This is a genomic window from Pseudonocardia sp. DR1-2 (genome assembly GCF_023717215.1).
GTDB classification, from domain to species: Bacteria; Actinomycetota; Actinomycetes; order Mycobacteriales; family Pseudonocardiaceae; genus Pseudonocardia; species Pseudonocardia alni.
Window position 1 is genome coordinate 334,106 of the sequence record NZ_JAMQOF010000002.1, and the last position, 22,600, is coordinate 356,705.

The 22,600-nt window shown below is 74.9% G+C and carries 23 protein-coding genes; 14 read left to right on the top strand and 9 right to left on the bottom strand.

The window, feature by feature from the left end; translation table 11 throughout:
* Window positions 1-9: 9 nt before the first annotated feature.
* Genes ND486_RS06355 through pseB form a run of 3 tightly spaced genes read right to left on the bottom strand, consistent with a single transcriptional unit; the run spans window position 10 to window position 3,537 of the window.
* Window positions 10-1,410: a lipopolysaccharide biosynthesis protein gene (locus tag ND486_RS06355; protein WP_251783239.1), complete on the bottom strand. Its 1,401-nt coding sequence runs from the start codon at window positions 1,408-1,410 to the stop codon at window positions 10-12.
* 13 nt (window positions 1,411-1,423) lie between these two features.
* A complete protein-coding gene (locus ND486_RS06360) occupies window positions 1,424-2,554 on the bottom strand; it encodes a DegT/DnrJ/EryC1/StrS aminotransferase family protein (protein WP_251783240.1) in 1,131 nt (376 codons plus the stop codon).
* Window positions 2,554-3,537 carry a UDP-N-acetylglucosamine 4,6-dehydratase (inverting) gene (pseB, locus tag ND486_RS06365; protein WP_062399211.1) on the bottom strand — a complete coding sequence of 328 codons (984 nt, stop codon included), beginning with the start codon at window positions 3,535-3,537 and terminating at the stop codon, window positions 2,554-2,556. The genes ND486_RS06360 and pseB overlap by 1 nt, the downstream gene beginning before the upstream one ends.
* Window positions 3,538-3,576: 39 nt before the next feature.
* On the opposite strand from pseB, the gene ND486_RS06370 reads away from it, so the two are divergent.
* Window positions 3,577-4,341, top strand: a complete 765-nt coding sequence (locus tag ND486_RS06370; protein WP_073573846.1) for a cytidylyltransferase domain-containing protein — start codon at window positions 3,577-3,579, stop codon at window positions 4,339-4,341.
* A 2-nt stretch (window positions 4,342-4,343) separates the two neighbouring features.
* Complete coding sequence (locus ND486_RS28875; RefSeq protein WP_308215816.1) at window positions 4,344-5,867, top strand: bifunctional UDP-2,4-diacetamido-2,4,6-trideoxy-beta-L-altropyranose hydrolase/GNAT family N-acetyltransferase; 1,524 nt, start codon at window positions 4,344-4,346, stop codon at window positions 5,865-5,867.
* Between the two features lie 15 nt (window positions 5,868-5,882).
* Here the strand turns inward: ND486_RS28875 and ND486_RS06385 are convergent, their stop codons facing one another.
* Genes ND486_RS06385 through shiA form a run of 3 tightly spaced genes read right to left on the bottom strand, consistent with a single transcriptional unit; the run spans window position 5,883 to window position 9,098 of the window.
* Window positions 5,883-6,869, bottom strand: a complete 987-nt coding sequence (locus ND486_RS06385; protein WP_251783241.1) for a C-terminal binding protein — start codon at window positions 6,867-6,869, stop codon at window positions 5,883-5,885.
* Window positions 6,870-6,874: 5 nt separating this feature from the next.
* Window positions 6,875-7,741 (bottom strand): oxaloacetate decarboxylase, encoded by an 867-nt coding sequence (locus tag ND486_RS06390; RefSeq protein WP_251783242.1) that lies wholly within the window; start codon window positions 7,739-7,741, stop codon window positions 6,875-6,877.
* A gap of 25 nt (window positions 7,742-7,766) precedes the next feature.
* A complete protein-coding gene (gene shiA, locus ND486_RS06395) occupies window positions 7,767-9,098 on the bottom strand; it encodes a shikimate transporter (protein ID WP_251783243.1) in 1,332 nt (443 codons plus the stop codon).
* On the opposite strand from shiA, the gene ND486_RS28880 reads away from it, so the two are divergent.
* The 8 genes from ND486_RS28880 to ND486_RS06430 all read left to right on the top strand — a co-directional run bounded on the left by ND486_RS28880 (window position 9,086) and on the right by ND486_RS06430 (window position 15,293).
* The gene (locus ND486_RS28880) at window positions 9,086-9,214 is read left to right on the top strand and encodes a hypothetical protein (RefSeq protein WP_255625202.1); all 129 of its coding nucleotides are present in this window, start codon (window positions 9,086-9,088) and stop codon (window positions 9,212-9,214) included. The genes shiA and ND486_RS28880 overlap by 13 nt on opposite strands.
* A 98-nt stretch (window positions 9,215-9,312) precedes the next feature.
* Window positions 9,313-10,032, top strand: coding sequence for a GntR family transcriptional regulator (locus ND486_RS06400; protein WP_251783244.1), 720 nt, complete (start codon window positions 9,313-9,315; stop codon window positions 10,030-10,032).
* A 97-nt stretch (window positions 10,033-10,129) separates the two neighbouring features.
* Window positions 10,130-10,711 carry a biotin transporter BioY gene (locus tag ND486_RS06405; RefSeq protein WP_224403944.1) on the top strand — a complete coding sequence of 194 codons (582 nt, stop codon included), beginning with the start codon at window positions 10,130-10,132 and terminating at the stop codon, window positions 10,709-10,711.
* Window positions 10,708-12,030 carry a hypothetical protein gene (locus tag ND486_RS29595; protein ID WP_208818700.1) on the top strand — a complete coding sequence of 441 codons (1,323 nt, stop codon included), beginning with the start codon at window positions 10,708-10,710 and terminating at the stop codon, window positions 12,028-12,030. The genes ND486_RS06405 and ND486_RS29595 overlap by 4 nt, the downstream gene beginning before the upstream one ends.
* A complete protein-coding gene (locus tag ND486_RS06415; RefSeq protein ID WP_251783245.1) occupies window positions 12,027-13,154 on the top strand; it encodes a thiolase family protein in 1,128 nt (375 codons plus the stop codon). The genes ND486_RS29595 and ND486_RS06415 overlap by 4 nt, the downstream gene beginning before the upstream one ends.
* Window positions 13,151-13,828, top strand: coding sequence for an ABC transporter ATP-binding protein (locus ND486_RS06420; RefSeq protein WP_251783246.1), 678 nt, complete (start codon window positions 13,151-13,153; stop codon window positions 13,826-13,828). The genes ND486_RS06415 and ND486_RS06420 overlap by 4 nt, the downstream gene beginning before the upstream one ends.
* Entirely contained in the window at window positions 13,825-14,442 is a 618-nt protein-coding gene (locus ND486_RS06425) for an energy-coupling factor transporter transmembrane component T (RefSeq protein ID WP_251783247.1), read from the top strand. The genes ND486_RS06420 and ND486_RS06425 overlap by 4 nt, the downstream gene beginning before the upstream one ends.
* Window positions 14,439-15,293: an alpha/beta fold hydrolase gene (locus tag ND486_RS06430; RefSeq protein WP_251783248.1), complete on the top strand. Its 855-nt coding sequence runs from the start codon at window positions 14,439-14,441 to the stop codon at window positions 15,291-15,293. Before ND486_RS06425 ends, ND486_RS06430 begins: the two co-directional genes overlap by 4 nt.
* On the opposite strand, the gene ND486_RS06435 is transcribed toward ND486_RS06430, so the two are convergent.
* On the bottom strand, window positions 15,290-15,730 hold the full coding sequence (locus ND486_RS06435; RefSeq protein ID WP_251783249.1) for an Rrf2 family transcriptional regulator: 441 nt from the start codon (window positions 15,728-15,730) through the stop codon (window positions 15,290-15,292). The two genes, ND486_RS06430 and ND486_RS06435, sit on opposite strands and share 4 nt — an antisense overlap.
* A gap of 163 nt (window positions 15,731-15,893) precedes the next feature.
* On the opposite strand from ND486_RS06435, the gene ND486_RS06440 reads away from it, so the two are divergent.
* On the top strand, window positions 15,894-17,018 hold the full coding sequence (locus ND486_RS06440) for an NADH:flavin oxidoreductase (RefSeq protein WP_251783250.1): 1,125 nt from the start codon (window positions 15,894-15,896) through the stop codon (window positions 17,016-17,018).
* Window positions 17,019-17,027: 9 nt separating this feature from the next.
* On the opposite strand, the gene pseI is transcribed toward ND486_RS06440, so the two are convergent.
* Window positions 17,028-18,086: a pseudaminic acid synthase gene (gene pseI / locus ND486_RS06445; protein WP_251783251.1), complete on the bottom strand. Its 1,059-nt coding sequence runs from the start codon at window positions 18,084-18,086 to the stop codon at window positions 17,028-17,030.
* Between the two features lie 10 nt (window positions 18,087-18,096).
* On the bottom strand, window positions 18,097-19,098 hold the full coding sequence (locus ND486_RS06450; protein ID WP_251783252.1) for a putative sugar O-methyltransferase: 1,002 nt from the start codon (window positions 19,096-19,098) through the stop codon (window positions 18,097-18,099).
* 129 nt (window positions 19,099-19,227) lie between these two features.
* Here ND486_RS06450 and ND486_RS06455 point away from each other — a divergent pair, with 129 nt between their 5' ends.
* From ND486_RS06455 to ND486_RS06465, 3 genes are all read left to right on the top strand, one after another.
* Entirely contained in the window at window positions 19,228-19,905 is a 678-nt protein-coding gene (locus tag ND486_RS06455; RefSeq protein ID WP_083657989.1) for a glycosyltransferase family 2 protein, read from the top strand.
* A 17-nt stretch (window positions 19,906-19,922) separates the two neighbouring features.
* Window positions 19,923-20,390, top strand: coding sequence for a DUF2304 domain-containing protein (locus ND486_RS06460; protein ID WP_251783253.1), 468 nt, complete (start codon window positions 19,923-19,925; stop codon window positions 20,388-20,390).
* A gap of 128 nt (window positions 20,391-20,518) precedes the next feature.
* A complete protein-coding gene (locus ND486_RS06465) occupies window positions 20,519-22,555 on the top strand; it encodes a DUF6541 family protein (RefSeq protein ID WP_251783254.1) in 2,037 nt (678 codons plus the stop codon).
* The last annotated feature ends 45 nt before the right edge of the window (window positions 22,556-22,600 follow it).

The window sequence follows — 22,600 nt, forward strand, 5'->3', positions numbered from 1 at the left end:
CACGCCGGGTCAGGCCGGTCGGAAGATCCGGCGCACCAGCACCAGCAGCGCCACCCCGAGCAGCGCGGCCAGCACGAACCGCACCGACAGCCACAGCACGCCCTCGGACGGCAGCAGCACGCCGGCCCCGCACACGACGACGCCGACGGCCAGCGGCCCGGCCAGCACCGCCTCCCGCCAGCGGGTCGGCGACACCCGACGGCGCAGCAGCGACGTCCCGGCCGCCAGGGCCAGGTAGATCAGCGGGAACCCGGCGGCGACGGCGGTCAGCGACCCGGTCCGGGCGAGCAGCACCGCCGCGACCACCCCGAGCACCAGGCTGACCGGGCTCGCGAAGGCCAGCCCGCCGCTGCGCCCGGACGCGAACACCAGGTGCACGTTGGCCAGGTAGACGACGCTGACCACGGCGCCGAGTGTCGCGACCGCGGTGACCGGGACCAGCTGTCCGGGGGCGAACGAGGCCGGGGCGAGGATGCGCAGCAGGAACGGCGCGAGCAGCCCGACCCCACCGGCCAGGGCGGCGGTGACGACGCCGACGTCACGGGCGGTGCGTTCCAGGGCGGCGCCGCGGGCCTCGGGCGGCGTCCGGTAGATCACCGGTGCCCAGGCGTTGTTCAGCGCCGAGACGATCATGGCGGGTGCCGAGCCGAGCAGCAGCGCGATCTGCATGCGGCCGCCGTCGGCGACGCCGAAGTACCGGTTCACGATCAGGACCAGCGCGTTCTGCACCAGCAGCAGCGCGACCAGGTGCGGGACGGCGGGCAGCCCGATCCGCAGCGCCCGGCCGAAGTCACCCCGCGCGGTGCGCGGACGGCCACCGCGCAGGGCCAGCACCAGCCCGATGACCGCGGCGGCGAGGTAGCCGAGCAGCAGCCCGAACAGGTAGTCGTCGGCGTCGCTCGCCCGCCAGGCGACGAGCGCGAGCCCGGCGAGCGGGCCGCCGAGCGTCGCCACCCCGGACATGACCACGAACGGCACCGGCCGGTCCTGCACCCGCAGGAACGCCTGGGCGTTGAGCACCACGACGAAACCGGCCGCGGCCAGCCCGGCGAAGACCAGCCCGGCCCGCCAGGGCACCGACAGCACCGGTCCGCTCCACCACGGCCCGGCCAGCACCGCGAGCACGACCACGACCAGTGACAGCGCGCTGCCCTGCAGCACCAGCGCCCGCGCGCCGTCGGTGCCGGAGCTCTCCAGGATCCCGTGCCGGGTGATCGACGACGCGAGGCCGAACCCGACGACCATCGCCCCGACCTGCACCAGGATCAGCCCGACCGCGACGACGCCGTACTCGGCGTCGCCCAGCAGCCGGGTGACGAACGGCGTGACGACGACGTTCGCCAGGATCGGGGCGACGCTGCCCAGGGTGTAGAGCGAGCCGCGCCCGAGTACCTCCCGGCTGGCGTCCACGCTCACGTCTCCCTCACGCGGAGTGCCCGAAGAACTCCCGGACCAGGGCGGAGACCCGGTCCACGTCGGTGTCGGTGAGATCGGGGAACAGCGGCAGCGAGAGCTGCTGCGAGTAGTACTCCTCGGCGTTCGGGCACAGGCCGCGGCGGTAGCCGAGGTCGGCGAACACCGGGTGCCAGTAGGCGGGGATGTAGTTGACCTGCACCCCGATGCCCCGCTCGCGCAGGTGGTCGAACAGCGCGCGACGGCGGCCGTCGAGCACGCGCAGCGGGTAGAGGTGCCAGGCGGGCTCGGCGCCGTCGCGGCGGACCGGGGTGCGGACCTCGGGCACGTCGGCGAGCGCGGCGTCGTAGCGGGCGTGGATCTCCCTGCGCCGCGCGGTGAACGCGGCCAGCCGCGTGAGCTGCGACGATCCGAGCGCGGCGAGCAGGTCGGGCAGCCGGTAGTTCAGCCCGAACGCGTGCACCTCCTGGTGCCACGGCCCCTCGTCGGGGAACCGCTGCGCGTCCTTGTCGCGGACGAGGCCGTGGTTGCGGAACGACCGGGCGCCCGCGACGAGGTCGGACCGCGGGGACACGACCGCGCCGCCCTCCGCGGTGGTGAGGTTCTTGGTCGGGAAGAAGCTCAGCGTCGTCAGGTCGGCCAGGTCACCGACCGGGCGGCCGTGCCAGGTGCCGCCCACGGAGTGCGCGGCGTCCTCCAGCAGCAGGGCACCGGCCCCGTGCGCGACCGCGCGCAGCGCCTCGGCGTCGATCGGGTGGCCCGCGTAGTCGACCCCGGCCACGACGGTGGTGTCCGGGGTGAGCGCGGCCTTCGCCGCGTCCGGGTCGAGGTTGCCGGTGTCGGGGCTGACGTCGGCGAACACGACGTTCGCGCCGAGCAGCGCCGCGGCGCTCGCCGTCGCCACGAACGTCAGCGGGGCGACCACGACGTCCTGGCCGGGGCCGACCCCGGCCGCGGCGTAGGCGACGTGCAGCGCCGCGGTCCCGCTGGTCACGGCCACCGCGGGGTTCCCGCAGACCGCGGCGAGGTCGTCCTCGAACCGGGTCACGGCCGGGCCGGTGGTCAACCAGTCGGTCCCGAGGACCGCCGTGACCGCCTCGACGTCGGACGACGAGATCGACTGCCGGCCGTAGGGGAGCATCAGTCGAGCGCCTCGACCATCGCGCGCAGCTGCTCGGGCGAGAGCCACAGGTCGTTGGTGTCCGACCGGTACGCCTGCCCGTCCGGGACCGGCTCGCCGTCGGCCGGGGAGGTGTAGCCCCAGCCGGCGATGTAGGGCTCGACGACGTAGCGGTCGGCCAGCTTGAGGGTCCGCCGCGAGTCGTCGGCGGCGATCATCTCCTCGTGCAGCTTCTCCCCCGGCCGGATCCCGATCTCGTGGGTCGCGGCGCCGGGCGCGATGGCCTCGGCGAGGTCGGTCATCCGCATCGACGGGATCCGCGGCACGTACAGCTCGCCGCCCTGCATCGCGTCGAAGGAGTCGATGACGAACTGCACCGCGTCCGGCAGGGTGATCCAGAACCGGGTCATCCGCTTGTCGGTGATCGGCAGCGACTGCCCGTCCGCGGCGAGCTTCTTGAACAGCGGCACCACCGAGCCGCGGCTGCCGAGCACGTTGCCGTAGCGGACCACGGCGAACCGGGTCTCGTAGGCGGCGGCGTAGTGGTTCGCGCTCACGAACAGCCGGTCGGCGCACAGCTTGGTCGCGCCGTAGAGGTTGATCGGGCTCGACGCCTTGTCCGTCGACAGCGCGACGACCTTCTTCACCCCGGCGTCGATCGCGGCCTCGACGACGTTCTGCGAGCCCTCGACGTTGGTCCGGATGAACTCGAACGGGTTGTACTCGGCGGTGTCCACCTGCTTGAGCGCGGCCGCGTGCACCACGTAGTCGACGCCGTGCATCGCGCGGCGCAGGCGCGGCTGGTCCCGGACGTCACCGAGGAACCAGCGCAGCCGCGGGTCGTTCTCGAACAGCGAGCGGCACTCGTACTGCTTCAGCTCGTCACGCGAGAGGATCACCAGCCGCCGCGGCTCGTAGCGGTCGAGCAGGGTGCGGACGAAGGCCTTCCCGAAGGACCCCGTCCCGCCCGTGACCAGGACCGACGAGCCCTTGAGTACCGACATCACGCCTCCAGATCTGCGGAATTTCTTCCGCCCGGCATGATGGCACGCGCTCAACCGGACGAATCGAAGCAGGTACGGGTGCGGGTCAACGCGGTCATCCAGGCGCGGACGGGGTCGACGCGGCTCCCGGGCAAGGTGCTCACCGATCTCGGCGGCACACCGGTGCTCGACCGGGTGGTCGCGGCCGCCCGTGCCGCCGAGGGCGTCGACCGCGTGGTCGTCGCGACCTCGACCGCCGCGGGCGACGACGCCGTGGCCGAGCGGGCCGCGGCGCTCGGCGCCCCGGTGGTGCGCGGCTCCGAGGACGACGTGCTCGCCCGCTTCGTCCAGGCCGCCGACGAGCACCCCTGCGACGCCGTGGTGCGCCTGACCGCGGACTGCCCGCTGCTCGACCCGGCGCTGGTGTCGCTGGTCGCCGCGACCTGGCGGGACGCCCCGGACCACGACTACGTCGCGACCACCCTGGTGCGCACCCTGCCCCGTGGCCTCGACGTCGAGCTGGCGCGCACCGGTGCGCTGCGCGAGCTGGCCGGCACCGCGACCGGCTACGACCGGATCCACGTGACGTCGGGCCTCTACGGCGCCCCGGAGCGGTTCCGCTGCCTCGGGCTCGTCGTCGCCCCGGCGGCCGACGACCTGCGCGTCACCCTCGACACCGCCGACGACCTGCACGCCCTGCAGGGCCTGGTGGAAGCACTGGGCGGCCGGAGCGACTGGCGGTCGGTGGTGGCGGTGCTGCGGTCACGACCCGACCTGGTGGAGCGCAACGCGCACGTCCGCCAGAAGTCCCTCGCCGAGGGCTGACCGTGCGTCTGCTGCTGCGTTGCGACGCCGGACCGTCGACGGGGGTGGGGCACGCCGTCCGGTGTGCCGCGGTCGCCGAGGCCGCCGTGCTGTCCGGGCACGAGGTGTCCTGGTCGGGACGGCTCGACGGGCTGGACTGGCTGTGGTCCGGGCTGGTCCGGGAGCCCGGACCCGTGCTGCCCCCGGCCGACACCGCCGGCGGACTCGCGGCGCTGGCCCGTGAGCACCGGATCGACGCCGTGCACGTCGACCACTACCTGCTCGGCGACGACCTGCGTCCGGCCCTGCACGACGCCGGGGTCGTGCTGTCCACGGTGGAGGACTTCGCGACCGGCCGGCGTCCCGGCGACGTCGTGGTCGACCCCAACATGGGCGCCGACGACCACCCCCGCCCCGACGACGGCTCCCCCGTCCTGCTCCGCGGCCCCGGCTACGCCCCGCTGCGGCTGGCGGTCCGCCGTGCCCGCACCCGGAGGGCCCTGCGCACCGCCGACGCCCCCGGCACCGGGCCGCCCCGCGTGCTGGTCGTCATGGGCGGGACCGACGCCGCCGGGCTGCTGCCCCGGGTGGTCACCGCCCTCGCCGCCGCGGACGCCCCCGCCGCGGTCGACGTCGTCGTCCCCGGAGGGCGGCCGCTCGACCTGCCCGCCGGTGGTCCCGCCACGTTCCGCGCGGTCCCACCGCTGTCCGACCTGCCCGCCGCGATGGCCGAGGCCGACCTCGTCGTCAGCGCGGCCGGGACGACGGTGTGGGAGCTGTGCTGCGTGGGCGTCCCGATGGCGCTGGTCCGGGCCGCGGACAACCAGACCGAGGGCTACCGGACCGTCGTCGACGCCGGTGCCGCCGCCGGGCTGGGCGGGACCGGGGACCTCGCCGACCCGGCGGGAGCCGCGGCCGTGTTGCGCCCCCTGCTGACCGGCCCGGACGCCCGCGCCGCGCTCGCCCGGCGGGCCGCGACCGTCGTCGACGGCGAGGGCGCGGGCCGGGTCGTGGACGCCCTGGCCACCGCGGTGGGCACGTCCTCCGGCCGGGAGGCACGCGGCGCCGCCGAGGAGCGGGTGCTCGCCGGGGTGCTCCGCGCCCGCCGCGCCCGGCCGGACGACGCCGAGCTGCTCCTGGCCTGGCGCAACGACCCCGGCACCCGTCGCTGGTCGCGCAGCCACGACGAGGTCGACCTCGCGACGCACCGCCGCTGGCTCGCCGGGTCGCTGGACCGCGACGACCGGCTGCTCCTGGTCGTCGACGACACCAGCGGCCCGGTCGGCACCGTCCGCTGGGACCGCGCGGACGCCGCCTGGGAGGTGTCGATCACGGTAGCGCCGGAGCGCCGCGGGGAGGGTCTCGCCGGGCCGCTGCTGCGGGCCGGGGAGGACGCCCTGCGGGCCCGCACCGGCGCCGGGACCCCGGTGACCGCCGTCGTGCACACCGGGAACGACGCCTCGGCCCGGCTGTTCGCCCGGGCGGGCTACACCGATCCCACCCGTCCCGACGCCGACGGCTTCCGGACACTCCACCGCACGCTGTGAGCCCGCCCGGCCCGGTCAGCCGCCCGCGGTCGCGGCCCGCGGGGTCGCCGGCCTGTTCACCGGGTAGGCCGGTTCCCGCCCGGTGAGGACGTCGATGACGTTCTGCGTGGTCTTGGTGCGGATCTCGGCCTCCGAGTCGACCGAGTACCACGCGCAGTGCGGGCTCAGCAGGATCGAGTCCAGCCCCCGCAGCGGGTGGTCGGCGGCGAGCGGCTCGCTCTCGAAGACGTCGAGCCCGGCGCCGGCGATCCGGCCGGCGCGCAGCGCCTCCACCAGGGCGGCCTCGTCGACGACCGGGCCCCGCGCGGTGTTGACCAGGTAGGTGGTCGGCTTCATCGCCGCGAACGCCGCCGCGTCCACCATCCCGCTGGTCTCCGGGGTGAGGGGGGCGTGCACGGACACCACGTCCGCCCGCCGGTAGAGCTCCCCGGGGTTCACGAGCTCGACCCCGGCGGACGCGGCGGCAGCCGGGTCGGCGTGCGGGTCGGTGGCCAGCACGCGCATCCCGAACGCCTGCATCTTGACCGCCAGGCGCTGCGGGATCCGGCCGAACCCGACCAGGCCGAGCACCCGGCCGCGCAGCCGGTACAGCGGTCCCGAGGCCGCGTAGTCCCAGCCCCCCGCCCGCATCGACCGGTCCTGGCGGCCCAGCCCGCGGGCGAGCCCCAGGATCATCGCCGCGGCGTGGTCGGAGACGTCGTCGAGCGAGCCGTCGGGCACGTTCGCGACCAGGATGCCGGCCTCTGTCGCCGCGTCGACGTCGATCGTGTTCAGCCCGATCCCGTAGCGGGAGATGACCCGGGTCCGGGGCAGCCGGGCGATCACGTCGGCGGTGAGCTGGGCGTACTGGTTGATGATGCCGTCCGCACCGGCGCAGGCGGCCACGATCTCGTCCGGGGTGCGGGTGCGGGCGGCGACGAACCGCAGCCCGGCATCCTCCACGAGGGTCCGCTCCAGGTCGAGGTCGGGGAACTCGTAGTCGGTGACGACGACGGTGGGCACGGCGGTCACGCTCCGAAGGAGTGGTCGAGGTCCTGGTGGTGGGCGAGGTCGACGACGCGGGTGAACTCGTCGTAGGTGTGCCGGGTGGGCCCGCCGGCGAGGGAGCCGGTGGCGGCGATGCCCGCGAGCGCGTCCGCGGCGGCGCGGGTGGCGGCGAACAGCGTGGTCACCGCGAAGAGCGCCAGGTCGAAGCCCAGCTCCTGCAGGTCCGACGCCGTGAGCCGGGCGGCGTCGGTCCCGTCGACGAGCGAGACGACCTTCGGCCCGGGGACCCCGGCGGCGATCTTCTCCACCTCCGCGACGGTCTTCACCCCGTCGACGAAGACGAGGTCGACCCCGGCGTCGGCGTAGCGGGCGGCGCGCTGCAGCGCCTCGTCGACACCGGCGGACTGCAACGCGTCGGTGCGGCCGATGATCACCAGGTCGTGCTCGCCGCGGGCCCGGACGGCGCAGCGCAGCCGCGCCGCGTTCTCCTCCGCGTCGATCAGCCGGACACCGGCCATCTGGCCGCACCGTTTCGGCGCGACCTGGTCCTCCAGGTGGATGGCCGCCACCCCGGCCTGCAGGTGCTCGTGGACGGTGCGCTCGATGTTCGACGGACCGCCGTAGCCGGTGTCGGCGTCGGCCACCACCGGGATCCCGACCGCCCGGGTCATGTTGCGGGCGTGCTCGGTCATCTCGGTCTGGCTGAGCAGGCCGATGTCGGGGGTGCCCAGACGGCTGGCGGTCGCGCCGAAGCCGGTCAGGTAGACGGCGGGGAAGCCGGCGGCCTGCACCAGGCGGGCGGTCACCGAGTCCGCCGCGCCGGGGGCGAGCACGATGTCCGGCCCGGCGAGCAGCCGGCGCAGCGCGCCGGCGGGGCTGGGAAGCATGATGGCTCTCCGTTTCCGGGGTGGGTCAGGCCGCCGTGACGGCGGTGGGCGTGGTCGCGGCCGCGGGACGCTCGATGCGCCAGGCCAGGACCGCCGAGACGAGGCAGCTGAGGAGGAGGTAGGCGGCGACCAGGTACCAGGAGCCCCCGGTCGAGGCGACCAGCGCCGCGGCGATGAACGGGGTGAACCCACCGGCGATCGCGCTGGCGACCTGGTAGCCGACCCCGGCGCCGCTGTAGCGGAACTCCGCGCCGAACATCTCGGTGAACAGCGGCTGTTGCACGCTCACCGCCATGTCGTGCGCGATGTTGAACAGGATGACCGCGAGCAGCGCGACGGCGATCTGCGAACCGCTCTCGATCGCCAGGAAGAACGGCACCGCCGCGAGCACGCCGACGACCGACCCGGTCAGGTAGATGCGGCGTCGGCCGAACCGGTCCGACAGCCAGGCGAACGTGGGGATGGACACGATCCCCAGGGCGCCGACCAGCAGACCGACGTTGAGCATGAAGTCCTTCGAGAACCCGTGCTCGTCGGAGGCGTAGCTGACCGCGAACGTGATCACGATGTAGCCGGAGACCAGCTCGACCAGGCGGAGCCCGAAGATCCGGCCGAAGGCGCCGGGGTGGCTGCGCAGCGCCTCCAGCAGCGGGATCCGGCGGCCGCCCGCGACCCGCTCGGCCCGCTCCACCCGCTCGGCGACCTCCTCGGAGTCCTGGACCCGGGCCCGGACGACGAGCCCGACCAGCACGAGCAGGACGCTGGCCACGAACGGCACCCGCCAGCCCCATGCCAGGAACTGCTCGTCGGTGGTGACCGCCCGCATCAGCAGGATCAGGCCGGTGGCGATGATCAGGCCGACGGAGTAGCCGACCTGCACACCGCTGCTGTAGAGCGCCCGCCGCTTCGGTGGGGCGTTCTCCACCGCCATGAGGGCCGCGCCGCCCCACTCGCCGCCGACCGCGAAGCCCTGCACGGCCCGCAGCACGACGAGCAGGAAGGGAGCCCACCAGCCGATCGAGTCGTAGGTCGGCAGCAGACCGATCAGCGTGGTGGCCGACCCCATCAGGATCATGGTCAGGACCAGCATCTGCTTCCGGCCGATCCGGTCGCCGAAGTGCCCGAAGACCACGCCGCCGAGCGGGCGGAAGAGAAAGCCCACCCCGAAGGTCGCGAACGCGGCCAGGGTGCCGGCCACCGGGCTGATCCCGGGGAAGAACTGTGAGTTGAAGACGAGGGCGGCGACCAGGCCGTACAGGATGAAGTCGTACCAGTCGATCACCGCCCCGGCGAAGCTGCCGAAGGCGGCCCGGCGGGCCCGGCGGTTGTCCTCGGGACTGAAGGTTGCGGCGTCCATGCCCCATCCGTTCCTACAGCCACGCCATCGTCGGCGGGCGGATCGTCGTCGTGCACCCGGGCCCGGTGCTGCTCGACGGCGACACGGACGACGGGATCATCCCGCCGGGCGACTGAGACCCTAGATAGGAGAAAACTAGGATGCAAGTAGTGATGCGATGATGGGGCCGAGATCCGGCACCGCGGTCACCGCGGTCGAGCAAGGGACACCAGCGATGCCAGCGCGACGCTCCGACGGTTCCGGATCGCTGGCCGCCGACGTCGCCGCCCGGCTCCGTACCGCGATCATGGACGGGGCCTTCGAGCTGGGCGAGGCCCTGTCCGAGGACCTCGTCTCCTCCGCGTTCGGGGTCTCCCGGACCCCGGTCCGCGAGGCGCTCAAGACGCTGCGCACCCAGGGGCTCGTCGAGATCGTGCCGAAATCGGGGACCTACATCTTCCGGCCGAGCGTCGAACAGCTCCACGAGCTGTGCGAGTGCCGCCTGCGACTGGAGTGCGCGGCGATCGAGCTCGCCCTCGGGACCGATCCCGAGCGGCTGCGGTCCACTCTGGACGGGCTGCTGGCCCCGATGCGCGAGGCGCTCGACGCCGCCGACTTCCTGCGCTACAACCAGCTCGACGCGCAGTTCCACCTGGCGTTCCTGGACTGCTGCGGCAACCGCTACCTGCGCAGCGCCTACGACCTGATCTACGCACAGATCTCGGCGATCCGGGTGCACCTGTCGGTCCGGACCGCGGGCGCCTTCGACGAGTCGATGCGGGAGCACCACACCGTGGTCGAGTTGGTGGCCGGCCGTGACGTCACCGGTCTCGTCACCGTGCTGGGGCACCACATCGACCGGGCGAAGCAGGTTTACGCGACCTCGCTGCAGGAGCGGGAGCGGAGTTCCCGGCTCAGCCGCGGGCAGCGGATCCGGAACAAGCTCTCGCTGTGACCGGGCCGCCCCGGTGCCGCCCGGCCGTCACCCGGCCCGGGGTGACGCCGCGCGCAACACCTGCCTGGGGCCGGTACCGGTGGCCTACCCTTCGCGCGTGTCCGGATCCCGTCCCGCGCTCCCCGCGGCCGACCTCGCCCGCGTGGTCGTGTTCGCCGCGTTCATCGCCGTCCTCGGGCTGTTCCCCGGCTTCGCCGGAGTGGCCGGGGTCCCGATCGTCCTGCAGAACGTCGGCCCGATCCTGGCCGGTGTGATCCTCGGGTGGCGGCTCGGCACGGCCTCGGTCGCGCTGCTGCTGGTGCTCACCGCGGTCGGGCTGCCGCTGCTGTCCGGCGGCCGCAACGGCGCCGCGTTCTTCGGCCCCAGCGGCGGGTTCCTCGTCGGCTGGCTGCTGTCCGCGCTGGTCGCGGGCCTGGTCGTGGCGCGGTTCCGGTCGCGGTCGCTGCCCGTGCTGCTGCTCGCCTGCCTGGCCGGGCTGCTCGCCGACTACGTGATCGGCATGCCGTGGCTGGGCGCCTACATCGGCGACGTCACCGGCGGGATCGTGCAGTCCCTGGTCTTCGTGCCCGGTGACCTGATCAAGATCGTGCTGGCCGCGCTGATCGCGTCGCTGGTGCACCGGGCCCTGCCGGACCTGCTGCCGGTCCGCTCCGCGTCGTCCGAGCCCCGGGTCCGGTGAGCGGGGCGGAACGCGAGACCGCCGACGACGCGGCCGCGCCCGTCGTCCCCGCCCCCTGGCTCCCGCGCGGTCTCGCCGACGCCGTCGCCGCGGCCGGGGAGCGCCTCGCCCGGCTCGGGGTGCGGGCCGGGGAACGCGTCGTGCTCGACACCCCCACCCGGGCCCGCTGGGCGGTGCTGCCCTACCTGCTCGCCGCGGACCGGCTGGGCGCTGCGTCGCTGCTGGCCGACGCCGGCTGGACCGGCCGCGAACGCGACGCGGTGCTCGCCGACGCCGCGCCGCACCACGTCGTCGGCACCGACGGCCGGGCCGCGACCGCCGACGGCGGAGCGCGGACGCCCGGGCTGTTCCTGCTCCCGACGACCTCGGGCAGCACCGGTGTCCCCACCGTGCTGGCCCGCGACCGGCGCTCCTGGCGGATCGGGTTCGACATCCTCGGCGCACTTCCCGGACCGGTCCTCGTGCCGGGGCCGCCGTCCTCGACGCTGTACCTGTTCGGGGCGCTGCACGCGCTGCACCACGGCCTGGGCCTGGTCACCCGCGGCCGGCTCGACCCGACCGACCTGCCCGACGGCGGCTCGGTCCACCTCGTCCCCGCCCAGCTCACCGCCCTGCTCGACGAGCGCCGGCGTCGCCCGGGCGGCCCCGCACCACGGGTCGTGGTGTGCGGTGGCGCGCACGTCGCGCCGGGGATGCGGGAGCGGGTCGCGCGGCTGCTGCCCGGCACCACGCTGCTCGAGTACTACGGCTCGGCCGAGCACTCGCTGATCGCCACCCGCCGCGACGACGGCCCGCTGCGCCCGGTCGAGGACGTGCACCTCACCGTGCGCGACGGCGTGCTGTGGGTGGACAGCCCGCAGTCGGTGCACGGCCGGTTCACCCGTGGCGCACTCGTCCCGGCCGGCCCCGGTCCGACGACCGTCGGGGACCGCGCCGAGCTCACCGACGACGGCGGTCTGACCGTCCTCGGCCGCGCCGCCACCACCATCTCCTCCGGCGGCACGCTGGTCGCCGCCGAGGAGGTCGAGCAGGTGCTGCGCGGCGTCGCGGGCGTCGGGGACGTCGTCGTCGCCGGGACCCCGCACGCGTCGCTGGGGATGGTGGTCACGGCGGTCGTCGAGGCCCGCGACGGCGTCCCGGACCGGCGGGCGCTGCGCGCCGCGGCGCGGGCCGGACTGTCCCCGGCGAAGCGCCCGCGCCGCTGGCTGGTCACCCGCGCGTTGCCGCGGCTGGGCTCGGGCAAACCCGCCCGCGCCGCCGTCGACGCCGCACTGCGCGACGGGACCCTCGACGCCGTCCCGCTCGGAGGGCCCGAGTGACCGGCCCCGGCGGCGGCACCACGGCCGGCACCCCGGTCGTCGTCGCCGCGCGGCGCACCCCGATCGGCACCGCGGGCGGCGCGCTGCGCGCGGTGACCGTCGACGCGCTCGCCGCGCCCGTCCTCGCGGCGCTGGCCGGGACCCTCGGCGGCCCGGTCGACGACGTGCTGCTCGGCAACGTCTTCGGCCCCGGCGGCAACCCGGCCCGGGTCGCGGCGCTCGCCGCCGGGCTCGGCGACGACGTGCCCGGCATGACCGTGGACCGGCAGTGCGCGAGCGGACTGGCCGCGATCCTTACCGCCGCCGCGGGCATCCGCGCCGGGGACGGCACCGGCTACCTCGCCGGGGGCGCCGAGTCTCCGTCGACCGCGCCTGCGCGGACGTGGGCCGACGGCACCGTCTACACCCGCGCGCCGTTCGCCCCGGCCGGCGACCCGGACCCGGACATGGGGCCCGCCGCCGACGACGTCGCCGACCGGGCGGGCCTGTCCCGCGCGCGGCTCGACGCGTTCGCCGCCCGCAGCCACGCCCGCGCCGTCGACGCGCAGCGCTCCGGCCGCTTCGGCGACGAGCTGGTCCCGGTCGGTGCCGTGCTCACCGACGAGCGTCCCCGCGACCGCTTCACCCCCGAGCGGCTCGCCCGGTTCCGGCCCGCGTTCACCCCCGGCGGTGTGCACACCGCCGCGAACTCCTGCGGGCTGAACGACGGGGCCGCCGCCGTCGCGCTGGTGCCGGAGTGGCGACGCCGGGAGCTGGGCGTGCCCGGCCTCGCGCTGGTCTCGGCCGCCACCCGGGGCTGCCCCCCGGCCGACCTCGGTCTCGGCGCCGTCCCCGCCCTCGCCGCGCTCCGCGACCGGCCGCGGTCCCCGGACGCCGTCGAGTTCACCGAGGCGTTCGCCGGGCAGGCGCTGGCCTGCCTCGACGCGGCCGGGATCGACGAGCACCGGGTGAGCCCGGACGGCGGCGCGATCGCGCTCGGTCACCCCTGGGGCGCCTCCGGCGCGGTGCTGGTCGTGCGGCTGTTCCACCGGCTCGTCGTACAGGGCCGCGGCGAGACCGGGATCGCGGCGCTGTCCTCCGGCGGCGGCCTCGGCGTCGCGACGAGCTGGCGGGTGGTCCGGTGATCGAGTTCGAGGCGGTCGGGCACCGCTACGGCGAACGCACCGTCCTCGACGGCGTCACCCTCACCCTCGCCGAGCCCCGGGTCGCGCTGGTCGGCGCGAACGGCTCCGGCAAGTCCACGCTGGCCCGGACCGTGAACGGGCTCGTCGCGCCGACCGAGGGCACCGTGACCGTCGACGGCCGCGACCCCGCCCGCGACGGTGCCGCCGTCCGCCGCCGGGTCGGGTTCGTCTTCAGCGACCCGGACTCCCAGATCGTCATGCCGACCGCGGGTGAGGACGTCGCGTTCTCGCTGCGCCGGACCGTGCGCGACCGGGCCGAGCGCGCCCGGCTCGCCGCGGAGACCCTGGCCGGGTTCGGGCTGGGCGACCACGTCGAGCACCCCGCGCACCAGCTCTCCGGTGGGCAGAAGCAGCTGCTCGCGCTGGCCGCCGTGCTCGTGCTGGATCCGGACGTGCTGGTCTGCGACGAGCCGACCACCCTGCTCGACCTGCGCAACAAGCGCGCCTTCGCCGACCGGCTCGCCGGGCTGCGCCAGCAGGTCCTGCTCGCCACTCACGACCTGGACCTGCTGACGGGCTTCGACCGCGTCGTCGTCCTCGACGGCGGGCGGGTCGTCGCCGACGACGAGCCCGGTCCGGCCGTCGCGTACTACCGCAGGCTCTGCGGCTCGTGACCCCGCTGGGGCTCTACGCGCCCGGTGACAGCCTGCTGCACCGGGCGCCCGCCGGGCCGTCGCTGCTCGTGGTGCTGGCCCTCGCGGTCGGGGCGGTGCTCACCGAGGACCCGCGGGTGCTCGGCGGGCTGTGCCTGGCCGTCGCCGCCGGCTACCTGGTCGCCCGGATCCCGTGGCACCGGGTCCGGCCGGTGCTGCGCACGCTGGTGCTGCTGGCCGTGCTGCTCGGGGCGGTCCAGTGGTGGCTGCTCGGCCCGGAACGGACGCTGGTGATCGTGCTCCGGCTGGTCGCCGCGATGGGCGCGGCGACCCTGTTCACCCTCACCACCCGGGTGGACGACCTGGTCGGCGCCGTGGAGCGGGGACTCGGCCCGCTGCGCCGGTTCGGTCTCGCACCCGAGCGCCTCGGTCTTCTCGTCGGGCTGACGGTGCAGTCGATCGGGACACTGTCCGGCATCGCGGGACAGGTCCGGGCCGCGGCGAAGGCGCGCGGGGCGGACCGCTCCCCGACGGCGTTCGCGGTGCCGTTCCTGGTGCGGACGCTGCGGCACGCGGACGCCCTCGGTGAGGCACTGGCCGCGCGCGGGTGGGGCGACGAGGATGACGACCGATGACGGCACTGCGCGACCACGTGATCCCCCGCCCCGAGGGCGACCTGCACGTCCACCTCGCGGGCGAGTCCGGCCCCCCGGTGCTGCTGCTGTCCGGGGCCGGCCTCGACAACGCGCTGCTCAGCTGGCACCACCTGATCCCCGACCTCGCCCGCGACCACCGCGTCATCGCCCCCGACTGGCCGAAGCAGGGGCGCAGCCGGCCGTGGCGGGGCCGGGCCGGCCACGACGTGCTGCTCCGGACGGTCGTCGACGTGCTGGACGACCTCGGCGTCGAGCGTGCTGCGGTCGTCGGGCTCTCCCAGGGCGGCGCCCTCGCACTGGCCACCGCGATCGAGCACCCGGAGCGGGTGGAGCGCGTGGTGGCGCTCGCACCGGCCGGGACACTGAGCTTCCCGCCGGGGCTGCACCAGCTGTTGTGGCTGACCGCGCGGGTGCCGCTGCTCTCGCGGACCCTGCCGAACCTGGTGTTCCGGAGCCGATCGGCGGTCACCGCGTTCACCCGGCGCGCACTCTTCGGCGACGCGGGCCGCGTGGCCGACCTCGACGGGATCGTCGATCAGATCCTGGCCGAGGCACGGGCCGGGAACGCGGGCAGCTCCGACTGGCAGAACGACTCGATCGGGTTCCGCAGGATGCGGGTCGACCTGCGCCCCCGGCTCCCGGAGATCCGCTGCCCCGCCCTGTTCGTGCAGGGCGACCGGGACGCGGGCGTCCCCGTCGCGACGACGCGCGCGGCCGCCGCTGCCGTCCCTGGCGCACGGTTTGTGGTGCTGCCCGGCCGGGGGCACTGGTCCAACCGGGAGTCCCCGGACGAGGTGAACGCGCTGGTCAGGGAGTTCCTCGACGGCTAGGGCGCAGCGCGGTCCAGGCCCCGCATCTCGCGCAGCGCGTCGTCGAGGGTCCGGTACCCCAGCGACTGCAGCACCGCCCCCTCCACCTCGGCGGTCAGCCGGGCGAAGTACTCCGCGGCGTTCGTCGTCACTGGGCAGACGTGCTCGCTCTCCGGGCGGCACGCCCAGAGCGGCTTCTCCCCCACCGCGCAGCGGTAGATCTCGGCCAGGGTGATCTCCCCGGCCGGCCGGGCGAGCCGGGCACCCCCGCTGCGCCCCCTGCTGGACTCGACGAGGCCGTGCACCCCGAGCGGCACCAGCAGCTTGCGCACCACGCTGGCGTTCGTCCCGAGTGCCTCGGCGAGCCGTCCGGAGCTGACCGTCGGGCTGTCGCCCTCGGCCGCGGCGGCGAGGTACAGCATCGCCTGCAGGGCACTGGAGAACCGGATGTCCAGCACGACCTCACCTCCCGTCCCGGGCCGTCAGCGTACCCGTCGCACCGAAAAGGTGGTGGTCACTGTTGCACTTCGTGGTGTCATATGTATCTTTGATCAGAACCATTTGACGTCTCCGCCCGGACCCGCCGACGTGCCTGGACGGCCCACCCCACAGGAGTGCCCCGTGTCCACCCGCGCCGCACGGCTTCTCGGCCGCCCGTACACCCTCGGCTCCGCGGAGCTGCCCAACCGCATCGTCATGGCCCCGATGACCCGGGCCTTCTCCCCCGGCGGCGTCCCCGGCGCCGACGTGGCCGCCTACTACGCGCGGCGCGCCGCCGCGGGCACCGGCCTGATCATCACCGAGGGCACCTACATCGACGACCCCTCCGCGGGCGACGTCGCCGCCGTCCCGCGCTTCCACGGCGAGGCGTCGCTGGCCGGGTGGGCGGACGTCGTCGAGGCGGTGCACGGGGCGGGCGGCCGCATCATGCCGCAGATCTGGCATGTCGGGATCACCCGCGAGGCCGGGAAGCCGCCGTTTCCCGAGGCGCCGTCGGTCGGCCCGTCCGGCATCGCGCTCGACGGCACCGAGGGTGCCGGCACCGCACTGGACCTCGCCGGGATCGACCGGATCGTCGGCGCGTTCGCCGAGGCCGCCGCGCAGGCCGAGCGGATCGGTTTCGACGGTGTCGAGCTGCACGGCGCGCACGGCTACCTGATCGACGAGTTCCTGTGGGAGCGGACCAACCGCCGCACCGACGGCTACGCCGGCGGCGCCGCCGAGCGGGCCCGCTTCGGCGCCGAGATCGTCGCCGCCGTCCGCGAGCGCGTCGCCCCCGACTTCCCGGTCGTGTTCCGGTTCTCCCAGTGGAAGGCCGGTGCCTACGACGCGCAGCTCGCCCGGACCCCCGACGAGCTGGCCGACGTGCTGACCCCGCTCGCCGACGCCGGGGTGACCGCGTTCCACGCGTCCGGGCGCCGCTACTGGGAGCCGGAGTTCCCCGAGGCCGACGCCGAGCTGAACATCGCCGGGTGGACGCGCAAGGTCACCGGCCTGCCGACGATCACCGTCGGCTCGGTCGGCCTGGACCAGGTCTTCGCCCCGGAGATGTTCTCCGGCGGCGACGCGCACGCCGACGTCAGCGGCGTCGAGAAGCTCCTCGACCGGCTGGAGGACGACGAGTTCGACCTCGTCGCCGTCGGCCGTGCGCTGCTCGCCGACCCCGAGTGGGGCCGCAAGGTCCTCGACGGTCGCGAGTCCGAGCTGGTGCCCTTCACCAAGGCGGCGCTGGGCACCCTGCACTGAGCGGGTCGCTCAGATCAGGTCCCAGGTCAGCGGGGTGCCGCGGGCGACGTCGCGGGTGAAGGTCCGGCCCAGGACGGTGCCGATCGTGTCGGTGTGCAGACCACCAGCCGGGCGGATCGACCGCACGTTGTCCGCGGTCACCGCCTCGCCCGCGGCGACGTCGGCGACCACCCACAGCGAGCGGCGCAGCGCGAGGGTGTCGCGCTCGGACTCGCGCGGGCCGAACCGGGCGGGGCCCATCGCGCGTCGTGCCACGTCGGTCTCGGTGACCAGCGACGCCAGCTCGGCGGGCTCCAGGGAGAAGTCGGAGTCGACGCCGCCGTCGGCGCGCTGCAGCGTCACGTGCTTCTCGATCGCGACCGCACCGAGCGCCACCGCGGCGACCGGCACCCCGATGCCCGGGGTGTGGTCGGACAGCCCGATCGGGACGCCGAACGCCTTGCGCAGCGCAGGGATCGTCTGCAGGTTCGCGTCGACCGGGTCCGCCGGGTACGAGGCGGTGCAGGCCAGCAGCACGATCTGCGTCGCACCGCCCTCCCGGGCGGCGGCGACGGCGGCGTCGATCTCGGCCAGCGTCGCCATCCCGGTGGAGATCACCATCGGCTTGCCGGTCGCGGCCATCGCCCGGATCAGCGGCAGGTCGACCAGCTCGGCCGAGGCCACCTTGTACGCCGGCGCGTCGAGGGACTCCAGCAGCTCGATCGCCGTCGGGTCGAACGGCGAGGAGAACGGCACGAGCCCGTGCTCACGCGCCCGGGCGAAGAGCGGCTCGTGCCACTCCCACGGCGTGTGCGCCTGCTCGTAGAGCTGGTACAGGTTCCGGCCGCCCCACAGACCGTGGTCGTCGCGGATCCGGAAGGCCGGGCCGTCGGCGTCGATGGTGATCGTGTCGGCCCGGTAGGTCTGGAACTTCACCGCCTGCGCCCCGGTGCCGGCGATCGCGTCGACGATCTCCAGCGCCCGGTCCAGCGAGCCGTTGTGGTTGCCGGAGACCTCCGCGATGACGAACGGTCGCTCGCCGGGGCCCACGCGGTGGCCGCCGATCTCGATCGGGTCCGGGGTGCGCATGCGCGCCACCCTACGAGCGCCGCGCGAGCACCATCACCTCGGACACCGTGCCCTCGGAGTCCTGGCCGTAGAGCCCGGCGTCGGAGTCGACGAGCTCGAACCGGTCGAACATCTCCAGGTAGCGGTGGCGCAGCATGGGCTCGCGGACGTTCGGCTTGCCGGTCGGGGAGTTGCGCAGCAGCAACCAGCGGGCGCCCAGGTCGGTGACCAGGCTCGCGTAGTTCGCGACGACGTCGGGCTCCATCTCCTGGAAGGAGATGAAGTTGGCGAACAGGTCGACGGTCCCGGTGAGCCGGGGCAGCTGCCAGGAGCAGAGCACCGTCGCCGGCTGCTCCAGCTCGTCGATCACGATCTTCTCGCGCTCGCGGGTGGCGGCGTAGTCCAGGACCTTCTCCGGCCCGAGCGCCTCGCGCAGGTAGTGCGTGGCGACGGCGGCGACTGGCGGGATGTCGACGTCGATGTAGCGCAGCCCGGGGTTGCCCGACAGCAGGATCTCGCCGAGCGTGCCGAACCCGCCGCCGATCTCCAGGACGGTCGAGACGTCGAGGTCCGGTACGGCGCGCTTGAGCATGACCAGCCCGCGCAGGTAGTTCAGCGACGACCGGCTGAACCGGCGGCCGTCGAACACCAGCTGCTCGGCCGGGGCGCCGGCGGCCGACTCGCTGAACCCGGCGAGCGACGGCGACCGGTCGGCCGGGTCGAGGGCGGTCACCGTGGCGTGGTGGGCCCGGGCGACGGGCACCTGGTCGATCCGCTCGCGCAGCAGCGTCCCGGGGCCGCCCGCCAGACCGAAGGCCCGCGACAGGGCGGCCGCCGGGCGGGACACCGGCGCGTACTGCGGGGCGTAGAAGAACGTGGCCGAGGGGTGCCTGCGGAACTCCGCGAAGCCGCGTTCGCGCAGGTCGGCGACCACCTTCTCCAGGCCGGTCCTCCAGAAGTCCGTCGGCCGGTACAGCTCCGGCGCGCTGTCCAGGTCGGCCAGCATCAGCTCGAGCAGCGTCCTCGGGTCCATGTGACGAACGGTACGGAACATCACCTTCGCCCCGATCGTGACCCACCGTCGCACGGCCCGGATCCCCGGACCGATAGCCTCTGCGGTGCGGCTGTGGACGGCCGCCGGTCAGTGACGAGGGAGTGGGACGTGGTCGCCGACACCGGCACCTGGGTGGTGGTCCCCGTGTACAACGAGGACACCGTCATCGCCGACGTCGTCGCGGAGATCCGCACGAGCTTCCCGAACGTCGTGTGCGTCGACGACGGCAGCCGGGACTCCTCCGCCGAACGCATCGCCGGTACCGAGGCGCACCTGGTGCGGCATCCGATCAACCTCGGGCAGGGCGCGTCGCTGCAGACCGGGATCGACTACGCACTCCGTTGCGGCGCCGAGCGGATCGTCACCTTCGACGCCGACGGCCAGCACGACGTCGCCGACGCCGTCCGGATGGCCGCGATCCTGCGCAGCGGCGAGGCCGACGTCGTCCTCGGGTCGCGCTTCCTGGAGTCGACCGAACCGGTCCCGCCGCTCAAGCGGCTGGTGCTGCGCACCGTCGCGGCGCTGTCCCCGGCCAGCCGCAAGCTCAAGCTCACCGACGCCCACAACGGGCTGCGGGCCATGAACCGGGCGGTCGCGGAGGACCTGCGGATCACCATGAACGGGATGGCGCACGCGTCGGAGATCGTCGCGTCGCTGGCCCGGTCGTCGTGGCGGATCCGCGAGGTCCCGGTCACGATCCGCTACACCGAGTACTCACGATCCAAGGGCCAGTCGCTGTTCAACGGGGTGAACATCCTGTTCGACCTGTCGGTACGGCAGCGATGACCCAGGAGGCGAACACCGTGATCCTGCAGATCCTGCTCCTGGCCGCCGCGGTCGGCGCGCTCGTCTACTTCGTGCGCAGCGGCCAGAGCGTCGGCGTGCGGGCGAGCAAGCGGATCGCCTTCGGCGCGTTCATCGTGCTGAACATCTACGCGGTCCTGCGCCCCGACGACCTCACCTACCTGGCCCGGGCGGTGGGCATCGGCCGCGGCACCGACCTGCTGGTCTACCTGCTCGTCGTCGCGTTCGTGTTCGGGATGCTGAACACCTACCTGCGGGACCGCGAGATCAGCCAGCACCTGACGAACCTGGCCCGCCAGATCGCCGTCCGGGACGCGGAGCTGACCCGGCGGGAGAACGACCTGGAGCAGCGGCTGACCGCGCTCGAGCAGCAGGCGACGACGAACGGCCACCGGCCCGCCGCCACCGAGCCCGCCGCCACCGCAGCCGCCGACGAGGTGGGGACGGCCCGCTCCACCGGGAGCTGAGCGACGATCCGCGCGGGTCACGAATCGGTCGCAGACGGTGACACGTCGGCCGCGCGTCACGGCCTGCGGCCCGACGCTCGTAGGGTGCGCCGGATGCGGCTGCCGATCGACGACGCGCGGAGCCGGGGATGACGTGGGCCCAGGCCGTCCCCGTGGCACTGGTGACCGCGGCGTGGTGCGTACTGCCCGGGGCGCTCGTCGCCCGCGCCGCGGGACTGCGCGGAGCGGTCTGCTGGGGCGCGGGGCCGCTGGTGTCGGTCGCGCTGATCGCGACCACCGCGGTACTGGCCGGCCGGGCCGGGGTCCCGTGGGGACCGGGGCCGGTGCTGGGCGTCACCGCCGTGCTCGCGCTGCTCTGCGCCGCGGTGAGCGCCGCCGTCCGGCGGGTGCGCCGGGACCGGGCCGAGCCCGGTGCGGACCCCGGCGACCGTCCGCCGTTCCTGCTGCGCGCGGGACCCGACGGCCCGCTCGGCGGGATCGCACTGGCGATCGGGACGGCCGTCACCGTCGCGATCGGCTGGCTGACCGTGATGCTCGCGTTCGGGCCCGTCGACGCGATCTCCCCGACCTACGACGCGATCTACCACTACAGCGCGGTCGCGCGGATCGTGCAGACCGGCGACGCGTCGTCGCTGACGCTGGGTGAGCTGAACAGCCCGGGTCGGCCCTCGGCCTACCCCGCCGCCTGGCACGACGTCGTCTCGCTCGTCGTGGCGAGCACCGGCGCGTCGATCCCGGCCGCGTCGAACCTCGCCGCGTTCGCCGCGGCGGCCGTCGTGTGGCCGCTGTCGTGCACGCTGCTCGTCCGCCAGGTCGTCGGGCGCCGGGCCGGGGCCCTGCTCGTCACCCCGGTGCTCGCGACGGCGTTCACCGCGATGCCGTGGCTGCTGCTGAACTGGGGCGTCCTGTGGCCCAACCTGCTCGGGCTGGCGCTGGTGCCCGCCGGGCTGGCCGCCGTCGTCACCGTGCTGGGACTGACCCGCGACAGCGCGGTCGGCCGGTTCCGGGCGCTGCTGCTCGGGGCCGCGGCCGTCCCCGCGCTGGCGCTGGCGCACCCCAACGCCGCGGTCAGCCTGCTCGTCCTGGCCCTGTCCCCCGTGGTGGTCGCGGCCGCGATCACCACGGTCCGGCAGGTCCGCCGGCGCCGCTTCGCCACGGCGGCCCTCGCCCCCGCGGGCGCGCTGGCCGCGGTCGCCACCGTCGTCTGGCTGCTGGCGTGGTCGCCCTACCTCGACGGCGTGCGGGCGTTCGACTGGCAGGCCTCGATGGGGGCGCGCGAGGCGCTGACCGGTGTGCTGTGGAACGGGACGAACAAGCGGCCCGAGCTGGTCGTGGTGTCGGTGCTGGTCGTGGTCGGCGCCGTCCTGGCGCTGCGGCACGCGCGCACCGCGTGGCTGGTGCCGGCGCACCTGACCTCGGCGCTGCTCTACACCCTCGCCGTGGCCCGCGAGGGCGACCTGGTCACCGCGCTGACCGGTGCCTGGTACAACGACTCGCACCGGCTCGCCGCGATGGTCCCGATCACCGGGGTGCCGCTGGCGACGCTGGGCGTGCTCGGCGCCGCCGGCCTGGCGGTCCGGGCGGTGACCGCGCTGAGGCGGGCGGAGACCACCGCGGAGCGACGACGGCTGCTGGCCCTCCCGGCCGTCGCCGTCCTCGCCGCGGCGCTGGTCCTGCTCACCGACGGGTTCCGCATCGGGGTGCACGCCGCCGTGATCGCCGACGCCTACCGCTACGAGACCGGCCGGGTGCTGCAGCCCGGTCAGCGCGAGTTCCTGGAGGCGGCGGGCCGGGCGACCGCACCGGGTGCCGTCGTCGCGGCGAACCCGTGGACCGGCAACGGGCTGCTGTACCCGCTGACCGGGCGCCAGGTGCTCTTCCCGCACCTGTCCGGGACCTGGACGCCCGACCAGGAGCTGGTCCGGATGCGGCTGCACGACGTCGCCCGCGACCCCGTCGTCTGTCCCGCCCTGCGGGCCACCGGCGTCGGCTACGTCATCGACGGCCCGGTCACCTGGTGGCCGTGGGACCCGCGGGCCGACACCTACCCCGGACTGTCCGAGATCGACCGTGCACCCGGGTTCGAGCCCGTCCTCTCCGGGGGCGGCAGCACGCTCTACCGGATCACCGCCTGCGGCGCGGGCCCCGCCCGCTCCACCGGCTGAGGCGCCCCGGGCACCCGCGGTTACCGTGTGCGCGCAGCCGGGTGC